A 19,406-nucleotide genomic window follows, 5' to 3' on the forward strand; every position below is an offset into this window, starting at 1 on the left:
TTCATCTTTGCTGAAAGTAATCTACGTGATTGCCTGATGCGACGCTTTACGCGTCTTATCAGGCCTACAAATTATGTCATCTGGAAACTTACATCTTCTCCAGCAACTTCTTCACATCTTTACCATTGCGGGAGTCTTTATTGCGCTCAGCCCAGTCGTTCAGGCGACGTTTGGCTTCGTCCTGTAACTGTTTACGCAGCAACTGATCCACTTGCAGACTGTAATTGAGTTGCTGCCAGTTGCCATAAACCCGCAGCGGAACCGGTGTTTCTTTGAAGAATTCAACCAGCTTGCTTTCTCCGTTCCAGCCGCCAACGACACGAATATCAAACAGGGTGTCACAGGTTTGCTCTGCCAGATTCAACGTACCAGCCCCTGTCAGCGCCAGCACTGGCGATTCACCCTGCATGTCGTTTAACGTCACGACGCCATTATTTAGCGTCAAATCCGTCGTAAAACGGTCAAGCCGTGTCACATTATCGAAGTTTTCAGCAGCCTTCACATCACCGCCGTTACGTTCTACCGCCTGCTGGATCATCTGCTGGAAGTTCATCCCTTCCATGCGCGTGTCGGCCATTTCAACATGCGCCTTCCCTTGCCAATTATGGCGGAAATCTTCCGCATCAATGTCAGCACCGGAGAAATCACCGGCCAGCGACATTTTGCCGGTCAACGAAATCGGATAGTTAAACGCCTTCAGAATAGTGCCAATCTCAACGTTTTCCAGCCGGGGTTGAAAGGATATCCGCGGATTTTTTACCGTCGAGTCCAGCGTGCCCGGCAGCGAAACTTGCCCACCGTTGAGTTTGCCTTGCAGTTGGATAATCTCCAACAAGCCCGACTTGTTGGTCATTTGCGTGGCGACGTCGGTAAAATTCATTCCGCGCCAACGCACGTTATCAGCCTGCAACAATATATCGGCGGCAAAACCTTTTAACCCCTGGTAGGCTGGCTCATCAATACGCGAGGAAATAACGGGACGTGGTAACGTTGGTTGATTCTGCCCCTGCTGCGCAGCACCGATTTCACCGTTAACTGTTTCATTAAGCGGGATTAAGTTATCGAGATTAAGCTGCGGGAATTGCAGTCTTAACAACCATTCCGGCTTCTCTGTCAGCGTGACCTGCGCTTGCCCACTGAGCGTACTGTCGTTAGCGGTCAAATTGATTTGATGAAATGACAGACGTTTATGTGGCTCTTGCCACTGGGCCTGGAAACTCCCCTGCCCCTGAATACCTTGTTTTGGCAAGTCTGCGCCCTGCAACTGCCAGTTAATTTGTTCAATAGCCGCCGTTAAATCTTGCGGATAATCAGAGGCATCCACCGTGCCTTTGAGAGATAACGTGAGATCGCGCTGGTCGCGATTAACCCGCCCGGAGAACTCAAACGAGCCACGATGTTGGGGATCTTGCTCCATTTGCAGACGGATATTGCGAATCGTCACCTGCTCGTCATTTTCATGCTGGAACACCAGCACACTGTCAGCTACCTTCAGGCTGGAGATATCAAACGACCAGCCGCGATCTTCTGACAGCTCCGGCAACGTATTATCGCGCGGCGCAACGGGGGCATCTTCACTCCGCACCGCTTCTGTCTGCGGCGTCAGTTGAATGACTGCGCCTTTCAGCATCACCTGCTTAACGCTCAGTTGATGGCTCAGTAGCGGTAAAAGCGCCACATCAAGGCGCATATTATCGGCTCGTACCAGCGGCTGGCTGGCACCCTGGGCGGTAAGGGACATGCGCCCGGAGAGAATACTAAGTTGCGGCCAGACGTGCCAACGCAGTGGCCCGTCCAACTGCAATTGATAGCCGCTACGCGCAGCAACCTGCTTGACCATATAGTCGCGGAAATCATTCGGATTCACCAGCAACACTAGCGCAGATAACCCGGCCACCAGCACGACCAGGAGTATCATCAGCGTCGTCAGAAATCGTCTCATGGAATCCTCAATGGGCCTGAATTAGTCTTTATCGATTCGACTGGCGACCGCGCCCTGCTGGTTGCGATATTTCGCATCTTCACGGCGGTTGTATGGACGCGCTGCCGGGCCGGAAAGCGGCTCAAAGCTCAGCGCGCCAATTAACATCCCCGGGCGCAGCGCCAACGGCAGTTTACCGGAGTTGTAAAACTCCAGCACAATGCAGCCAGCCCAGCCCGGATCGATACGGTGTGCGGTGACGTGCACCATCAGCCCTAAACGCGCCAGTGAAGAACGCCCGTCCAGCCAGCCCACCAAATCAGCAGGCAAGGTTACCGACTCCAGCGTCACCGCCAGCGCCAGCTCACCTGGATGAAGAAAAAACGCCTCGTTTTCATCGAGCACGATCTCATCGCTCATCACGCGATCAAGGGCCGCGCTCACTTCGTCTTTAGGACCGCTCAGATCGATAAACGCTGCCGTGTGGCCCCGGAAGGTACGAAATTTATTGCCCAGGCGCACATCCACCGTCGCGCCATTAATACGCTCCACCGGCGGACGTGGGTTGATCGACAAACGGCCTTCATCAAGCCAGGCTTCAATATCTCGGTCACACAGACGCATGGCATTTTCTCCTTTCGCGCATCACTCCCTTAACGCCTTTTACGTCAAGGGCATACCAGGTTATCACTGAACGGTACACAATTTACCAGGCTTATTCAAAGAACTGACTTATTTTCGCTTTCAATATATCGATCGCGATGCGGTTTTTACCGCCGCGCGGCACGATAATGTCGGCATATTGTTTGGAAGGTTCAATGAATTGCAGGAACATTGGGCGCACGGTTTTTTGATATTGCGCCATCACCGAATCCATCGAACGCCCGCGCTCGTTAACATCGCGCTTGATGCGGCGCATCAGGCAGATATCCAGCGGGGTATCAACAAAAATGGAGAAGTTGAGTTCGTCACGTAAACGCGCATCCGTCAGCAGCAAAATGCCTTCGAGAATGATGACTTTCTTCGGTTCAACCTTCACCGTTTCTTTCATACGCGTATGTTCAACATAGCTGTAAACCGGCAGGTCAATAGCCGAACCACGTTTCAGCGCTTGTAAATGCTCAAGCAGCAGACTGTGATCCATCGCACTCGGATGGTCGTAGTTGGTCTTAACGCGTTCTTCCATCGACAGATGGCTTTGATCTTTGTAGTAGCAGTCTTCCGGAATAACGCCGATGTGTTCATCACCCACTTGTTCACGTAATTCACGATAAAGGGTACTGGCAATGAGACTCTTGCCGGAAGCCGATGCGCCAGCGATACCGATAATGACGCACTGATGAGACTGATCAGTCATAAATTTAGCGACCTGATTAACCTGGATGTTAGGAAGGGGGTGCCGAAGCACCAAACGCGGCAATTATAGGGATTTCATCCGCCTGATACCAGTCGAATAGCGTTGCCGCACATTTAGAGTTAATTGTTGACGATCCATTCCCTGACGCAAATTTAATTGTTTGCTTTTAACGCAATGTGAAAAATGTTATGTCCGGTTGTGCAAATTGCCGCCAATTACGTCACTTTATGAACAAACCGCATATAAAATGTAAAACTTTTGTACTAGCATAAACACAGATACTAATGCTGGCGACCTGGCCATATGGATAGAGCGGTAATGAGTAAACGATCACAACGTGTTTTAATTACCCTGCCTCATCCACTGCTTCACCTCGTCAGTTTAGGTTTAGTCTCGTTTATCTTTACCCTCTTCTCACTTGAACTTTCGCAGTTTGGTAGCCAGCTTGCGCCGCTGTGGTTTCCGACGTCCATTATGATGGTGGCGTTTTACCGCCATGCCGGGCGGATGTGGCCGGGAATCGCATTGGCCTGCTCGCTGGGAAATGTCGCCGCATCTGTACTGCTTTTTTCTACCAGTTCGCTCAATATGACCTGGACGACCATCAACATTATTGAGGCCGTCGTGGGCGCAATGCTGCTGCGTAAATTATTACCGTGGTATAACCCACTACAAAATCTGGCTGACTGGCTACGTCTGGCATTTGGCAGCGCTATCGTGCCACCTGTATTGGGCGGCGTGCTGGTTGTCTTGCTGGTTCCAGACGACGATCCACTTAAAGCATTTCTGATCTGGGTGCTTTCCGAATCAATCGGCGCACTGGCGCTAGTCCCGCTGGGATTGTTGTTTAAGCCACACTATCTATTGCGCCATCGCGACCCGCGGTTGCTGTTTGAGACGCTGTTAACGTTATCCATCACGCTGGCGTTAAGCTGGCTCTCGATGCGGTATCTGCCGTGGCCTTTTACTTTCATTATTGTGCTGCTGATGTGGAGCGCCGTGCGTTTGCCACGGATGGAAGCCTTTTTGATTTTTCTTGCCACGGTGATGATGGTGTCGCTGATGTTGGCAGCCGATCCGGCTTTACTCGCCACGCCGCGAACCTACCTGATGAGCCATATGCCGTGGCTGCCATTTTTGCTGATCCTGCTGCCCGCCAACATCATGACCATGGTGATGTATGCCTTTCGCGCTGAACGCAAGCATATTTCCGAAAGCGAAACCCGCTTTCGGAATGCGATGGAGTATTCCGCCATCGGCATGGCGTTAGTGGGTATCGAAGGGCAATGGCTGCAATCCAACAAATCGCTATGCCAGTTTCTTGGTTACAGCCAGGAAGAGCTGCGTGCCATTACCTTTCAACAACTTACCTGGCCGGAAGATCTCAATAAAGATCTGCAACACGTTGAGAAGTTGATCAGCGGTGAAATAAACACCTATTCAATGGAAAAACGCTACTACAACCGTAATGGCGACGTTGTCTGGGCGTTGCTTGCCGTCTCACTGGTACGCCACACCGATGGCACACCACTCTATTTTATTGCCCAGATTGAAGACATAAACGATCTCAAACGCACCGAACAGATCAACAAACGTCTGATGGAGCGGATAACGCTGGCTAACGAAGCCGGTGGCATTGGCATCTGGGAGTGGGAGCTGAAGCCTAACATCTTCAGTTGGGATAAGCGGATGTTCGAGCTGTATGAAATTCCGTCACATGTCAAACCGAACTGGCAGGTGTGGTACGACTGTGTGCTGCCAGAAGATCGCGGGCACGCCGAGAAAGTGATTCGCGATTCATTGCAGGCTCGTTTGCCTTTTAAACTGGAATTTCGCATTACCGTAAAAGATGGCATCCGCCATATTCGCGCCCTCGCCAATCGTGTGCTGAATAAAGAGGGCGAAGTCGAGCGCCTGCTCGGCATTAATATTGATATGACCGAAGTGAAACAGCTCAATGAGGCGCTGTTTCAGGAAAAAGAGCGCCTGCACATTACGCTGGATTCCATCGGTGAAGCCGTGGTCTGTATTGATATGGCGATGAAAATCACCTTTATGAATCCGGTTGCCGAGAAGATGAGCGGCTGGACGCAAGAAGAGGCGTTGGGTGTTCCGCTACTCACGGTGTTGCAAATTACATTTGGTGATAATGGTCCCTTAATGGAGAACATTTACAGTGCCGACACGTCGCGTTCCGCTATCGAACAAGATGTCGTTCTCCACTGCCGTAGCGGCGGCAGCTACGACGTCCATTACAGCATTACGCCGCTAAGTACCCTTGATGGCAGCAATATTGGTTCGGTGCTGGTAATTCAGGACGTCACCGAATCACGCAAAATGCTGCGCCAGCTTAGCTACAGCGCCTCCCATGATACCCTGACACATCTCGCCAACCGTGCCAGTTTTGAGAAGCAGTTGCGGATACTTTTGCAGACGGTAAGCAGTACGCATCAACGACATGCTCTGGTGTTTATCGATCTTGATCGCTTTAAAGCCGTAAATGACAGCGCCGGGCACGCGGCAGGTGATGCCCTGCTGCGAGAACTGGCATCGCTGATGTTAAACCTGTTGCGCTCCAGTGACGTGCTGGCGCGGCTCGGCGGTGATGAATTTGGTCTTTTACTACCTGACTGTAATGTTGAAAGTGCCCGCTTTATCGCGACACGCATTATCAGCGCGATTAATGACTACCACTTTATGTGGGAAGGCCGTGTGCATCGGGTTGGAGCCAGCGCAGGAATTACACTGTTCGATAACAGCAATCATCAGGCGGCAGATGTGATGTCGCAGGCCGATATCGCCTGTTATGCTTCAAAAAATGCGGGCCGCGGCCAGGTGACGGTTTACGAACCACAGCAAGTTACCGCACATAGCGCACAGGCAGCGATGTCACTCGATGATCCGTGGATGATGATTAAAGAGAATCATCTGCTGCTGATCGCCCACGGCGTCGCTTCTCCGCGAATTCCGGAAACGCGTAATCTGTGGCTGATTTCGCTTAAGCTCTGGAGTCGTAACGGCGAGGTTATTAACGAACTGACATTTCGCCGTAGCTTCAGTGATCCGATGCTCAATCTCGCCCTTGATCGCCGGGTATTGCATGAATTTTTCCAACAGGCAGCAAACGCAGTTGCCAGTAAAGGCTTAAGCATCGCCCTTCCCCTTTCCGTTACCGGTTTAAGCAACACCACGCTGGTGGATGAACTGCTTGAACAACTGGAAAATAGCCCACTACAACCACGGTTATTACATCTGATTATTCCGGCAGAAACCATTTTCGACCACGCAGAAAATATGCACAAACTGCGGCTGGCGGGCTGCCGGATCGTGCTCAGTCAGGTGGGACGCGACCTGCAAATCTTCAACGCACTGAACGCGAATATGGCAGATTATCTGCTACTCGACGACGAGTTATGCGCCAGCGTACAAGGCAATTTGATGGATGAAATGCTGATTTCGCTCATTCAGGGTCACGCCCGGCGGCTGGGATTGAAAACCATCGCCGGGCCAGTAACGCTGCCGCTGGTAATGGATACGCTTTCTGGCATCGGCGTCGATCTGATTTATGGCGAGGTGATTGCCGATGCCCAACCGCTGGATTTGCTGGTTAATAGCAGTTATTTCGCAATTAACTGAGTATTTTGCCGCCCCCATCGCCTGATGCGTCTACAATTCATCCATTTCGTCGGCCGCCTGGCGACCAGCATCATGCTTCATCTGGTTGCCAGCCTTCCGTATACCAGATATGCAACAGCGCATAAGAACGCCAGGGTTTCCAGCGTTCGGCATAACGGCGGATTTGTGCCGGTGTCATTCCCGGAAATCGCTGTTTAATTAAATAATCATCCGGTAGAAAAACATCTTTCGCTTGCCAGCCGCGCAAGGCGAAATAATTCGCCGTCCAGCGCCCGATTCCAGGAAAGGTTTGCAGCGTTTTCATCGCCTGCTCAACATCACCGGGCATTGTTATCGGTAAGGAGCCATCCAGTACCGCATTTGCCAGATGGATCAACGCCTCTGCACGTTTCAGCGGCATCCCCAACGCTTTTAGCGCCTGCGAGTCGGCTGCTGCCAGCCGTTGAGGCGTGGGAAAGCAGATATAATCCGGGAAATCATCCAGACGTTCGCCATAAAGCTGCACCACTTTGGCGGTCAATTTCGCCGCCATCGCCACGCTCACCAGTTGGCCTAAAATGGCGCGCACGCCCTGTTCAAAAGCATCAACACAGCCAGGTAAACGCAATCCCGGCCGCGCCGCGCCTAACTCACCTAACGCCCCATTAACAATCTGCGGATTACATTGCAGATCAAACAGGCGGCTTATTTTCGCCAGGCACTCGGTCGCCACCGGTTCTAATCCCGAACTTAAGTTCACTTGCAACGTATTATTTTCGACATCAGGAACCACCGTTATCATGCCCCGATGTTCGCCCACTGCCAGACTGCGGGCATAATAATTGTCAGCGACCGTTTCCACACCGCTCACCGCACGAGTGGCAAGAAATCCCAACATCCACGACCAGTCATACGGCGGTTGCCAGTTCAGGGTATACATCGCATCTCCTTTTTTATCCGCTTTCAGCATAAACGTTATTCAGACGCAGCGCTTTGCTTTCATATTCCGGTTGTCGCGGCGACAACATTTCGCTAAAGTCACGCCCCTTCTTCACCGGCATGGGGATTATTTCGTGTTTATTGGTTTTGATTACGGTACAGCAAACTGTTCAGTAGCGGTGATGCGTGACGGTAAACCACAGTTGCTGAAAATGGAAAATGACAGCTCGCTGCTGCCTTCAATGCTTTGTGCACCAACGCGTGAAGCTGTAAGCGAATGGCTGTACCGCCATCATGATGTTCCGGCAAACGACGATGAAACGCAGGCGCTGCTGCGTCGGGCGATTCGTTACAACCGCGAAGAAGATATCGATGTTACGGCGAAAAGCGTGCAGTTCGGTCTTTCCTCACTGGCGCAGTACATTGATGATCCGGAAGAAGTGTGGTTTGTGAAATCACCGAAATCGTTCCTCGGAGCCAGCGGTTTAAAACCGCAGCAGGTGGCGCTGTTTGAAGATCTGGTCTGCGCAATGATGTTACACATTCGCCAACAGGCACAAGCGCAGTTACCTGAAGCGATTACCCAAGCGGTGATTGGCCGTCCGATTAACTTCCAGGGGCTGGGTGGCGATGAAGCTAACGCCCAGGCGCAGGGGATCCTCGAACGTGCGGCGAAGCGTGCCGGGTTCAAGGATGTGGTATTCCAGTACGAACCGGTGGCGGCCGGGCTGGATTACGAAGCGACCTTGCAGGAAGAAAAACGTGTACTGGTGGTGGATATCGGTGGCGGTACGACTGACTGTTCATTGTTGCTTATGGGCCCCCAGTGGCGTTCGCGCCTGGATCGTGAAGCCAGTCTGCTTGGTCACAGTGGCTGCCGTATTGGCGGTAACGATCTGGATATCGCACTGGCGTTTAAACACCTGATGCCACTGCTGGGCATGGGTGGCGATACAGAAAAAGGTATCGCCCTGCCGATTCTGCCGTGGTGGAATGCGGTCGCCATCAACGACGTACCTGCGCAAAGCGATTTCTACAGTAGCGCCAATGGTCGTCTGCTTAATGATTTAGTACGAGATGCCCGCGAACCGGAAAAAGTTGCCCTGTTGCAGAAAGTCTGGCGGCAACGTTTAAGTTATCGCCTGGTACGCTGCGCAGAAGAGAGCAAAATTGCGCTTTCCAGTGAAGTTGAAACTCGCGCGTCGCTGCCATTTATCCGCGACGAACTGGCTACGCTGATTAGCCAGCAAGGGTTGGAGAGCGCCCTCAACCAGCCGTTGGCGCGGATTCTGGAACAGGTGCAACTGGCGCTGGATAACGCCCAGGAAAAACCGGACGTCATCTATCTGACTGGTGGTAGCGCCCGCTCGCCGCTGATTAAAAAGGCACTGGCGGAACAGTTGCCGGGGATTCCGATTGCTGGCGGCGATGACTTTGGCTCCGTCACCGCCGGACTGGCACGCTGGGCGGAAGTGGTATTTCGTTAAATGAAGGATGGCTCAGCAACGGCTTAAATCTGCCTGCACCTGAGCCAGTTTCTCCGCCGCCTGACGTAACGGTTCCAGCAACGGCATAGTCCGTGCAGAAGCATGAAGACGGAAACGCTGCAACTCTGTCGCGCCGACAGTCAACGCCGATTCCAGTCGATGTCGTTTGGCGGCAATTTTCGCCATTACCGCCTGCCTGTCTGCTGGCGTTACCGCTTCATTCGGCCTGAACACAAATCGGCGTTCGCAGCTCGCTTTCCAGTCAATGACAGCCTGGGTCAGATGGTCGCCAAACCCTTTCACTTGCTTAACGCCGCGTCGGGTAACATCCGCCGCCGTTTCAATACCAAAGGAACGTAACGCCGCTTTACGAGCCGTGCCAACGCCTGGAATCGACGCGGTATCAATAAAAAATCCTTCGAGGAATTTGTGCTTCTGGCGTTCCCGTGCTGTGTCATGGAGTGCTGCCAACGCTTGCGTTTCTTCTTCCGGCAGACCGAGAAGCTCGCTCTTCATTTTTTCGAGCATCGTCCGTTTAGCGATAAAACCCTCCAGCCCACCTGCCTGCTGGATCTGGTTAACTAAATGGTCATAGTCCATTTTTGCGCTATTAAACGCCTCACGGCGTCGTTGGACTTCTGCTTTGTACGCTTTGCTTGCCAGACTGCCAATAATCCAGATAGCCGCCAGCACGGGAACCAAAATGATATAGCGCGGTTCCGCCTGAAGACCGCAAAGTAACAGCGATAACGCTGACAACGCGATCTCAATCAGAATGATGTATTTACTCCTTAGTACCCCAACAGGAAGCAGCCTGCCAGTAAGTTGGAAATGTCCCGGTAATGGTAACTGTAATGCTGGCGGTGGCACTGACGCCATTACCATCGCCCAGACTTTCGCCAGCACAAAATTTCCGCCGGTGGTAATGACCTCTTCACCGGGATCAATAAAATAGATAACGCCTTGATTATCGAGCGCACACCACGGGCAGTCAGTTAAATGATCCGGGTAAATATGCATTGCTGAAACGGTACATTTCTTTAACTGTTGGCGTAGAGAATCAAGTGCCGCTACCCATGTTTTTGCCGTCGGACGCGCGGTTGCCACGCCACTTTCGGTGAACGCCTGCTGAAACAGCGCTTCAATATGGGTTGGTAGAATCGATAACGGAATAGATCGTGGCGGCGGTTTTAATCCTCGTTGCTGACTGTCCGACGCGTAGGCATAACGGAAATGGGCAATATCCGTCTCCAGCGCATTACCCGCTTCAGGTATAAGCGGCACACCGGAATAAGGATGACGCCCACCAAATAAGACGTGAAAAATCAGCAACGCAAGGCCAAAATTATCGTGATTCACTGTGCGTTCAAAGCCAACAAATGACGGCAAGCTTTGCAGTTCTGGCGGCGTAAAATGCGACACGCCGACTTCGCATAAATGCAGCGTGCCATTGGCGTTAATCTGAAAGGAATCACTGTCGATCAATACAACTTTGCTATCGCGGCCTACCATAAAGCTATTCTGGTTTACGTCACCCACGACATGCCCGTGCTCGTGAATCGTAGCAAAAGATGAAGCTATATTACGCGCAACATAGAGTAGAAAATCCCACGCACAATGAGGGTAACTCTGGCGACGATGTGCCGGGCTATAGATCATATGAATCGGTTCTTTACCTGAAACCTTTGGCATCATAAAACCGATGGTTTTTCCGCCGCGCCCGGCGTGAAGCGTTGCCTGCGGCCAGGCGACATAATTCAGCAACTGCGCATCAACTGTCGCCGCCATAAAGGCAAGTTTGTCCTGTTTTAAGGCGGGTGGCGGCGTGTGATAAATCTTGGCGACGCTATCGACAAACTCCTCAATATCATAAACCGCACCTTCGCCACCTTTGCCCAGTTCACGGTCTGGCGTAACGCACTCGCCAGTAGCGGTATACAAGGTTGATTTCATGGTAACCAAATAGCCAGCGCCAGCGTTTTATCATCGTTCGTGCGTTCATTTACTGCCTCACTGAACAAAAATTGCTTCAATAAATCTGGCAGTAAATCGTATTGTTCAGGCGTAGCTGATTTGAGTCCATTGAAAAATGGCGCAAAGAAAGGCTCATGGGGCACGTTATCCAGCATATTTAATGCCAGCCGTTGAATGCCATCCGTAAATGTTGCCACTTTTACCGCCCGTTCAGTGCAGGTGTAAGTTTCCAGTCTGGAAACGGCATCTTCATCGGTAACGAAGTGCGTCATATTGGCATATTCACCCACCATCGGCATGAGCGGCAGTTGCAGGCCGTGACCAAAATCCACCACCACGCCACCATCGCCAATCTGCATAATCAAGGTACCGTTAGCCGATGAAATCAATCCCAGAAACGTGCAGGCAAAATCGCGAACCGCTAATTCTTTGGCTTCAGCCTCGGCAAAAAGTCGCTGACGAATATACAGCACAATATCCGTGGCGAGGACGTCATTAAGCCCCAATTCCCCGCCCTGCACTTTCTGCAACATATAAGCCATCGCTTCATTGACAGCAAGCATCGCGCCTTCACCACCCAGCGACACGCTACCTGCGCCATCAGCAAGAAACACCACCAGTAATGGCTGCTGGTCTTTTAGCCAGACAACCTGCATCTGGCAGGCATCCTGGCAAGGCAAGCCTGAGCTGATGTGCGACGTTCCGACGGCAGATGCATAAACCAGGCGCCAGCTCACACTGACGTCCAACCTTTCGGTGCTTCCAGTACAACTTCCGTTCCCGGCGTGGAACGGGAAACCGAACGTAGCGAACTGGATAACCAACTAAACAATTCGCGGAATTGTAATCCTTGCAGTGTCAAAGGCTGGCGGACGCTGATTTGTGCCAGGGTCTTCATATCAGCCCCCTGAACACCAATGGTGAAAAAGGCAAACTTCTTAACGTCTTCCCCCTGAAACACTTTGTGGGCGGCAGTCTGCCACTCATCGGTTGGCGCGCCATCGGTGATCAGGAAAATCCACGGACGATAATAGGAGATACCATTGGCACGATACTCCCGCTTACGTTCCTCAATCATATTCAAGGCTTTGGTAATGGCTGCGCCCATGGGTGTATCGCCCTGAGCAAACAGGATGGGTGGGAAAAAGTTAGCGGCGCTGGTAAATGGTTGTTCCACATACACCGGGCCGAAAGTCACAATACCCAGTTCGACTCTTTTTAATGCCAGCGGATCGGCAAGCAGTTCATCGCGAAAGGTAACCAATCCGGCGTTAAGTTCATTAATGGGTTTGCCGTTCATAGAACCAGAAACATCCAGCAGCAAAATGCAGGGGCAACGTGGTTCCGGATTACTGGCAAAATCGCTGGTGGCAAAGGTGATTTGTTCGCTCATAAGAGATCCTTTCTTAGAGAATTATTAAGGTTCGGTATCATACCGACTGCAATAATGAATTAAGAGCAGGTGAAACAACTTTCAGAATTCAGTCCAACTGCGTAGATAATTTTGCTATTCGCCTCGCAAGAACGAGGTCTTATAGATTGACAGTAAGGGGGGAGTGACATACTTTCAGGAGTGAGGGTTGAGCGGGGTTTCCCCCGCCCTGGTAGTCTTAGTAAGCCGGTAAGCTAATGACTAAGAGCACCACGATGATGATCCATTTCATCATGACCCTTTCCTTCTTTAAGGATGACAAAATAATATTAATCACTTAAAAATCATCGCATTACATGAATTCGTGGTTAAATAATAGACTTCGAAATGCTACAAAACACAACATATCCAGTCACTATGAATCAACCACTTAGATGGTATTAGTGACCTGTAACAGAGCATTAGCGCAAGGTGATTTTTTGTCTTCTTGCGCTAATTTTTTGTCAACACACTGGGTTAGCTGAATTTACAACCATGCTCAGTATCTCGATAAGCGCATAGAAATAATGCAGTGGTGGGCGGACTGGCTTGATGAAAAGGTGGAGTGCTCCACCTTAACTAGCTAAGAACACAAAGCTTAGAAAGCCAGTGCAAATCCTTGTGTGCCAGAGTTTTTCCTCATCAACTACCACAAGTATCGATCGATTGAGACTTGGATGATAGACTTCATGCCTTTCAGAACTCATTGATTACATAAATGTTAAAGCTATTTGCAAAGTACACCTCGATTGGTGTGCTGAACACACTTATACACTGGGTGGTATTTGGTGTATGTATCTATGCAGTGCATACAAATCAAGCTATGGCGAACTTCGCAGGTTTCATAGTAGCTGTGAGCTTTAGCTTCTTCGCGAATGCAAAATTCACATTCAAAGCATCGACTACAACGATGCGTTACTTGTTATACGTGGGATTCATGGGAACCTTGAGTGTTGTCGTCGGGTGGGCTGCTGATAGATGCGCACTTCCCCCGATGGTAACCCTTATCACTTTCTCCGCCATCAGCCTGGTGTGCGGTTTCGTCTATTCAAAGTTAATTGTCTTTAGGGATGCGAAATGAAGATATCTCTGGTCGTTCCTGTCTTCAATGAAGAAGAAGCGATACCAATATTCTATAAAACGGTACGTGAATTCGAAGAGTTGAAGCCATATGAAGTAGAAATTGTTTTTATAAATGATGGTAGCAAAGACTCTACTGAGTCAATCATTAACGCTCTGGCTGTTTCTGATCCGCTAGTTGTTCCGCTGTCATTTACACGCAACTTTGGTAAAGAACCAGCATTGTTTGCAGGGTTAGACCATGCAACTGGCGATGCCGTGATTCCAATTGATGTTGACCTGCAAGACCCGATTGAGGTTATTCCTCATCTTATTGAAAAGTGGCAGGCAGGTGCTGATATGGTGCTTGCTAAACGATCTGACCGCTCAACGGATGGCAGACTGAAGAGGAAAACCGCCGAGTGGTTCTATAAGCTTCACAATAAAATCAGCAATCCGCAGATCGAGGAAAATGTTGGTGATTTCCGTCTGATGTCTCGTGAAGTCGTAGAGAACATTAAGCCCATGCCAGAACGCAACCTTTTCATGAAGGGTGTTTTGAGTTGGGTTGGTGGTCGCACTGATATCGTTGATTATGCCCGCGCAGAACGTGTTGCTGGCAGTACCAAGTTCAACGGATGGAAGTTGTGGAATCTTGCTCTTGAGGGAATTACGAGCTTCTCGACTTTTCCGCTACGTATGTGGACTTACATCGGCCTTCTCGTCGCTGGCTTAGCATTTACATATGGCGCATGGATGATTCTGGACACTCTGGCGTTTGGAAACCCGGTTAGAGGTTATCCATCCCTGCTAGTATCTATACTTTTCCTTGGTGGTATCCAACTCATTGGTATTGGTGTTCTTGGTGAGTACATTGGACGAATTTATATTGAAACAAAGCAAAGACCAAAATATATCCTCAAGGAAAAGCATAATGTTAAATAAAGTTAGCTATCAATCCATCTACCCACTGTGGATTATTGGCATTCTTTATATATTGCCACTATTAATTACAAACATCCCTTATTACGATGATTTGGGAAGGTCCGTTTACGGATATTTTTCTTGGGGCATTGATGGCAGGCCTTTATCTGATTTAGTTTTTAAATTTTTAGATATAGGGTCGCCTGCAACTGATATATCCCCATTCCCTCAAATTATAGCAATAACTATAATGACCACCTTGTGTTATTTCATTCATAGGTATCTTAATCCTGGGCATAGTCTTGGCTGGTTAGTTTTTACACCTACTTTCCTTAGTCCATTCTTCATTCAAAATCTTGCATTCAGATTTGACTCGCTCACTATGTGTTTGTCAGTAGCGATTGTATCCTTACCACTCTTCTTTATGCACAAAGCAAAGGTAACGGTATTCGCGATTTCCGCATTATGTGTGTTTATATCTTTGTCACTGTATCAAGCCTCGCTCAGCGTGTTTATTGCGGTAATATGCTTATATAATCTTTTCTCGGTAAAAAAAGAACACGATCCTTACAAAATATTTATTGAAGGCGCCACAGCCATATTAGGCATGTTTGCCGGGTACTTAATATATTCTAAGCTAATAGTACCTTTCTTTGTAACCAGCGATTACGCCAATGGTTACAACCAGATGATTAATAGCATCGCAGAGTTACAACACAATATATCAGTAACGTTAAATGTATTGAGTTCATTTTTTACTGGTGCAGTAGCAATAATATTCGTAATTATCGGATTATTATCTTCTATTGGATTCATAAGATTATTAACAGACACGTATAAATCAAAATGTTCAAAAGGTAGAAAACTAGTCAGTTTACTGATTATTATTGTAAGTCTGTCAGCAATTTTTCTATGTATCCCCGGTCCAGGATTAGCCCTGAAGTCGATGCCCATAGGTCCGAGAGTTTTTATAGGCTTTGGCTTTTTCGCCTCAACTCTACTTGTCTTAATATCATTCATTTCAAATAGATATCAAAGTAAGCTTAATTTTATTTATTGTCTTCTCGCGTTTTTTTCATTCTCATATATGGCCACGTTCACAAACGCAATGAAATCACAAGACAAATTGGCGGATAGGATCATTTATGGAGTGACGAATGATATTGTGAAAATTGGCTTCAACAATGTCAAGACAATAACTATAGATGGTAAATCACTATATACCCCTATTGCTGATAAGGCTATAGAAAAGTTTCCGCTCATGAAGCAAATCATTCCTGCTTATTTTGATGGTCCCCTGGCATGGGGCATAGTAAAAATGACAGAGATTTACTCAGGAAAAGAACAACCAACACCATCAAAGCAAAATGAAATAATTTCCAAAATATGTGAAATGCAGTTAATTACAGATGCTGGATTATACAAGACTTATTTTAGCAACGGAGATTTGGTTATCTCATTTGCGTTTAGAGAATGTAACTAAGCTAGAGCTAGGGATGCAGATTCTGTTAAATACAAAGTAAAAAAATGAGGCGGAAAACCGCCTCAAAGTTAGTTTATATTATATTAAAGACTTCTTCTTGTGCTTAATTTCAAGTTCATCTTTGCCCATGCATTTCTTATTATTTTATTTGCCGGCATCTCAATTAATTTAAATGATATAATAGAGAAAAATATAGAAATACCCAGACAGCAAACTATATAAAATATAACATCACGTACATCATTTTTGTTTGGTTGCATTATTTCCATTAGCTTAGAAATTATGATCCAGTGGAACATGTAAAATGAGAAGGATGCCTCTCCTAATAGAATTAGATATCTGTTAGATAAAAATTTAGAAATCACCCCGCCATCAAATGCAAACGCTATTACTATCATAGCCATACATGGGATATAAAGAAGATCATATTTTATATTCATGTACGAAACATAATTTGTTGCTACATATACGGTAAACGCCAAAAAAAACAGAGAGCCAATCTCCATGGCACTACATATCGCAGGTTTTATATTTACTTTTTTAGCAAGAAACACTCTACTGATTAATACACCAATAATAAAATCGCCAATCCTGAAAAATGGATTTATATAAAACAGCCAGTGTGATGAAATATTAACTGGTGGGTTCAATAAAAAAAATAAATTAACAATAACAATTACCAAAAGAGTACTTGTTAGATATCGTGACTTAAACTTTACAAGAAGACAAAAAGATAAATAAAAAAACATCTCACACGAGATACTCCATGATACGGGGTTAAAAGAAAAATAGTAATCTGAGATAGGGATAAATGATTGAACCAATAGCGCATTATATATTAATGACTCTTTATTTATAGCCTCAAAGTTTTTTGTATAGCCAAATATAAAAAGGACACATATCAATGATATAATATGAACAGGAAATAATCTCGCGAGTCTGTAAACTATGAAGTCCTTGTTGCTAAATTTACCTTCTTCCATATGCTTACTAAAGCTGTAATTAATAATAAATCCGGAAAGAATATAGAAGAAAGTAACCCCTATATAACCATTAAAAAAGTATTTTGCCGCAACATTGAACTGCGAGATCGAAGACTGAGACAAAATGCCTAGATGGCTAACAAATACACCAAGAGCCGCAAGCATTCGAAGTGATGTAAGGCTATGAATAATTTTGTTTTTCTGAGTCATAACACTGCCAATATCATTAATGATCTTGGCAGGTTAGTTTCATCTATGAGCTATGTCAATACTTGTAAATTCAAAACTCCTGAACATCTGCGTTACCAGAGATGTTCCAGATTGATTTCGGAGACCCATTTACCCCTATCATCCTTACCTTCAACTTAGAACCGCTTGCTCTTGGTACGGTTAAATTTGCAGCAGATGGATTTATAGCCCAATCTCCACCATTTAATATGACACTCATTTCAACTACGCCACCATTATCAATATCTATTATAGGTGTTTGCATTACCGGGCTTTGTTGATCAATTGGCAGAAAGCCATTGACAATAATAGATGGTCTGAATGATGGGTTTCCCTGAACGCTAACACGCAGTTGCCCACCCTTAACAAATTCTGTTGCACAAGTATTCATGACAATGCAATAAGGATTTACAAAATCAAATGCATAGCAAATTGATTCCCCATCCATTGGCGTGCAGTTTTCAGCTGTACAATTGGTCATGGTAGTATATTGCATTCCGGACATTCTAAATGACAACTGGTAACCGTTAACCTGAACAAGGCGCATATCCATAGAGGTGCCTATTACTCTTATTTGACCATCCCTAAAATCTTCAAATAAAACTCCAGCATATCCTTTCCCGGGATATTGTGGGAAACCTACCATTTCCATTACGCCAGAGAACGGTACATAAGAGAAGCAGCCGATATAAGCACATTCAAAAATTGACTGTCTGATAACTGGTGCTGCTGATTTTCCTAAAAACAATCCGTAATAATTTCTATAAGAATCTACGTTTTCTTGTGTTAAACCAAGCCTTCTAAACATGCAGTTTTCAACTCTACCGTTAACACAAAATGAACTCATTGAGTTATCCGTTAGATCCCATTGCTTTGGTATAAAAGCACATAATGCATCCACCTGAAGAATTACCTCTCCATTTTTTGTGAGATCTATTTTGTCATTTGTTGTTTTATAAAAAACTGTCGCTTCAGCCTTTCCATGGCCTCTAATTCCCATATTGTCATAAATTGGGATTGTTTTTGATGTATTTATGTTTCCAGCAGGAGCCTCTAGAATGCATTTGTTTGAGCGAGCAAAGTTAGTTGCAAGAGTTATGGCTGTCGCATTATCTGTTACTCCGTCAGGTTTCACCCCCCAAAATTGCATGTCGTAAGTGGTAAAATTAAATCGTCTCCATACCATCGTTCCAGTTTCTGGCTTGATTACAATTCCACCATCATCAGCCCACGCCTGAATGTTATCAACAGACTCGAAAAAGCCGCCACCAAGGTGGTTTTCAGCATGTGTAGTGCTAGCTGCTGAGGCTACGTATACAATCTGCCCTGCCTCCTCTGGAACACAGGAGCGAAGCTCTGAAAGATTGAGAAAGCGGCCAATAGCGTTAAACCCTGTTTTAGCAGTTAATGAATCATGTGTAGCTTTCAAGATCTCCAGCTCAATCTTTACGGTTGTGCCTCCATAACCAACCAGAGATGCGCCATCAGGGCCAGAAAGCTCAGCCCTTAACTGGTCTGGAGAATATTTCAGTAGATCAGGATAATAGAATTGTTGTGCACCATATGCATCATACACAGCCATGGAGTGATTCTGTACAGTTGCGAACTTGGCGATCTGCCCGTTATATACCGGATATCCAGCAGCGTTGATAACTATTGGCTGCGCCACCTGAACATGAGAGCCATCTTCTCGTTCCAGATATACAGGGATCTGGTTTTCAGGATTTACCGGGTCAGTGTCAACCTGACCGATATAAATTTTGCCATTAGCTACGGCTTTAAAAGAACGCGCCATAGTGAAGAGTTGCGAAGGCATACTCACTACAACATTGGCTGTAATGTCTGTCATCTAATTTGCTCCAGATGCAAGGAATCGCCGCAGCATGGCTACGGTGAATTTTTGGCATAAAAAAACCCAGCCGAAGCTGGGTCGTTGCGTTGGTTATCTGTCAGTAGTTATGTACTGAAGGAGGTAATTCTTATTCTTAAGTCTTATCAGGATTTGGAAACACAGTTATATGCAAC

The 19,406-nt window shown here is 47.3% G+C and carries 15 protein-coding genes and 1 pseudogene; 6 read left to right on the plus strand and 10 right to left on the minus strand.

All coding sequences use genetic code 11. The features are described from left to right. Nucleotides 1-88: 88 nt before the first annotated feature. From asmA to udk, 3 genes are all read right to left on the minus strand, one after another. Nucleotides 89-1,942 (minus strand): outer membrane assembly protein AsmA, encoded by a 1,854-nt coding sequence (gene asmA / locus A31E_RS12390; RefSeq protein ID WP_016248902.1) that lies wholly within the window; start codon nucleotides 1,940-1,942, stop codon nucleotides 89-91. 21 nt (nucleotides 1,943-1,963) lie between these two features. Beyond that, nucleotides 1,964-2,545: a dCTP deaminase gene (dcd, locus tag A31E_RS12385; protein ID WP_016248903.1), complete on the minus strand. Its 582-nt coding sequence runs from the start codon at nucleotides 2,543-2,545 to the stop codon at nucleotides 1,964-1,966. 91 nt (nucleotides 2,546-2,636) lie between these two features. Further along, entirely contained in the window at nucleotides 2,637-3,278 is a 642-nt protein-coding gene (gene udk, locus A31E_RS12380) for a uridine kinase (RefSeq protein WP_000132077.1), read from the minus strand. 318 nt (nucleotides 3,279-3,596) lie between these two features. On the opposite strand from udk, the gene A31E_RS12375 reads away from it, so the two are divergent. After that, entirely contained in the window at nucleotides 3,597-6,914 is a 3,318-nt protein-coding gene (locus A31E_RS12375; RefSeq protein ID WP_016248904.1) for a diguanylate cyclase, read from the plus strand. A 70-nt stretch (nucleotides 6,915-6,984) separates the two neighbouring features. Here A31E_RS12375 and alkA read toward each other — a convergent pair whose 3' ends face one another. Beyond that, complete coding sequence (gene alkA, locus A31E_RS12370; protein WP_000288421.1) at nucleotides 6,985-7,833, minus strand: DNA-3-methyladenine glycosylase 2; 849 nt, start codon at nucleotides 7,831-7,833, stop codon at nucleotides 6,985-6,987. Between the two features lie 133 nt (nucleotides 7,834-7,966). On the opposite strand from alkA, the gene yegD reads away from it, so the two are divergent. Beyond that, nucleotides 7,967-9,319, plus strand: a complete 1,353-nt coding sequence (gene yegD, locus A31E_RS12365) for a molecular chaperone (RefSeq protein WP_000469721.1) — start codon at nucleotides 7,967-7,969, stop codon at nucleotides 9,317-9,319. Between the two features lie 12 nt (nucleotides 9,320-9,331). Here yegD and A31E_RS12360 read toward each other — a convergent pair whose 3' ends face one another. The 4 genes from A31E_RS12360 to A31E_RS26080 form a co-directional block, all read right to left on the minus strand. After that, nucleotides 9,332-11,272: a helix-hairpin-helix domain-containing protein gene (locus A31E_RS12360; protein WP_016248905.1), complete on the minus strand. Its 1,941-nt coding sequence runs from the start codon at nucleotides 11,270-11,272 to the stop codon at nucleotides 9,332-9,334. Beyond that, nucleotides 11,269-12,030 carry a PP2C family serine/threonine-protein phosphatase gene (locus A31E_RS12355; RefSeq protein WP_071990836.1) on the minus strand — a complete coding sequence of 254 codons (762 nt, stop codon included), beginning with the start codon at nucleotides 12,028-12,030 and terminating at the stop codon, nucleotides 11,269-11,271. The genes A31E_RS12360 and A31E_RS12355 overlap by 4 nt, the downstream gene beginning before the upstream one ends. Continuing rightward, nucleotides 12,027-12,686 (minus strand): vWA domain-containing protein, encoded by a 660-nt coding sequence (locus A31E_RS12350; protein ID WP_016248907.1) that lies wholly within the window; start codon nucleotides 12,684-12,686, stop codon nucleotides 12,027-12,029. Before A31E_RS12350 ends, A31E_RS12355 begins: the two co-directional genes overlap by 4 nt. Before the next feature lie 217 nt (nucleotides 12,687-12,903). Next, nucleotides 12,904-12,960 carry a type I toxin-antitoxin system Ibs family toxin gene (locus A31E_RS26080; RefSeq protein WP_106907789.1) on the minus strand — a complete coding sequence of 19 codons (57 nt, stop codon included), beginning with the start codon at nucleotides 12,958-12,960 and terminating at the stop codon, nucleotides 12,904-12,906. 229 nt (nucleotides 12,961-13,189) lie between these two features. Between A31E_RS26080 and A31E_RS26445 the strand changes: the two are divergent. From A31E_RS26445 to A31E_RS12340, 4 genes and pseudogenes are all read left to right on the plus strand, one after another. Continuing rightward, nucleotides 13,190-13,291: pseudogene (locus A31E_RS26445) on the plus strand (hypothetical protein); the annotation flags it as partial. Nucleotides 13,292-13,422: 131 nt separating this feature from the next. Further along, a complete protein-coding gene (locus A31E_RS0122705; protein ID WP_024193597.1) occupies nucleotides 13,423-13,785 on the plus strand; it encodes a GtrA family protein in 363 nt (120 codons plus the stop codon). After that, complete coding sequence (locus A31E_RS12345) at nucleotides 13,782-14,708, plus strand: glycosyltransferase family 2 protein (protein WP_016248908.1); 927 nt, start codon at nucleotides 13,782-13,784, stop codon at nucleotides 14,706-14,708. Before A31E_RS0122705 ends, A31E_RS12345 begins: the two co-directional genes overlap by 4 nt. Further along, a complete protein-coding gene (locus A31E_RS12340) occupies nucleotides 14,698-16,170 on the plus strand; it encodes a glucosyltransferase domain-containing protein (RefSeq protein ID WP_016248909.1) in 1,473 nt (490 codons plus the stop codon). The genes A31E_RS12345 and A31E_RS12340 overlap by 11 nt, the downstream gene beginning before the upstream one ends. A gap of 83 nt (nucleotides 16,171-16,253) precedes the next feature. Here A31E_RS12340 and A31E_RS12335 read toward each other — a convergent pair whose 3' ends face one another. After that, nucleotides 16,254-17,363 (minus strand): acyltransferase family protein, encoded by a 1,110-nt coding sequence (locus tag A31E_RS12335; protein WP_016248910.1) that lies wholly within the window; start codon nucleotides 17,361-17,363, stop codon nucleotides 16,254-16,256. A gap of 70 nt (nucleotides 17,364-17,433) precedes the next feature. Beyond that, on the minus strand, nucleotides 17,434-19,230 hold the full coding sequence (locus A31E_RS26450) for a phage head-binding domain-containing protein (protein ID WP_016248911.1): 1,797 nt from the start codon (nucleotides 19,228-19,230) through the stop codon (nucleotides 17,434-17,436). Nucleotides 19,231-19,406: the final 176 nt, after the last annotated feature.

The sequence above is a fragment of the Escherichia sp. KTE159 genome, assembly GCF_000408805.1.
GTDB lineage: Bacteria > Pseudomonadota > Gammaproteobacteria > Enterobacterales > Enterobacteriaceae > Escherichia > Escherichia marmotae.

Excerpts from the sequence above, each read along its gene's own strand:
- A31E_RS12360 (WP_016248905.1), bottom strand. The coding sequence starts at position 11,272 with ATGAAATCAACCTTGTATACCGCTACTGGCGAGTGCGTTACGCCAGAC.
- A31E_RS12335 (WP_016248910.1), bottom strand. The coding sequence starts at position 17,363 with ATGACTCAGAAAAACAAAATTATTCATAGCCTTACATCACTTCGAATG.
- alkA (WP_000288421.1), bottom strand. The coding sequence starts at position 7,833 with ATGTATACCCTGAACTGGCAACCGCCGTATGACTGGTCGTGGATGTTG.
- udk (WP_000132077.1), bottom strand. The coding sequence starts at position 3,278 with ATGACTGATCAGTCTCATCAGTGCGTCATTATCGGTATCGCTGGCGCA.
- A31E_RS0122705 (WP_024193597.1), top strand. The coding sequence starts at position 13,423 with ATGTTAAAGCTATTTGCAAAGTACACCTCGATTGGTGTGCTGAACACA.
- A31E_RS12340 (WP_016248909.1), top strand. The coding sequence starts at position 14,698 with ATGTTAAATAAAGTTAGCTATCAATCCATCTACCCACTGTGGATTATT.
- asmA (WP_016248902.1), bottom strand. The coding sequence starts at position 1,942 with ATGAGACGATTTCTGACGACGCTGATGATACTCCTGGTCGTGCTGGTG.
- A31E_RS12375 (WP_016248904.1), top strand. The coding sequence starts at position 3,597 with ATGAGTAAACGATCACAACGTGTTTTAATTACCCTGCCTCATCCACTG.
- A31E_RS12350 (WP_016248907.1), bottom strand. The coding sequence starts at position 12,686 with ATGAGCGAACAAATCACCTTTGCCACCAGCGATTTTGCCAGTAATCCG.
- dcd (WP_016248903.1), bottom strand. The coding sequence starts at position 2,545 with ATGCGTCTGTGTGACCGAGATATTGAAGCCTGGCTTGATGAAGGCCGT.
- A31E_RS12345 (WP_016248908.1), top strand. The coding sequence starts at position 13,782 with ATGAAGATATCTCTGGTCGTTCCTGTCTTCAATGAAGAAGAAGCGATA.
- A31E_RS26450 (WP_016248911.1), bottom strand. The coding sequence starts at position 19,230 with ATGACAGACATTACAGCCAATGTTGTAGTGAGTATGCCTTCGCAACTC.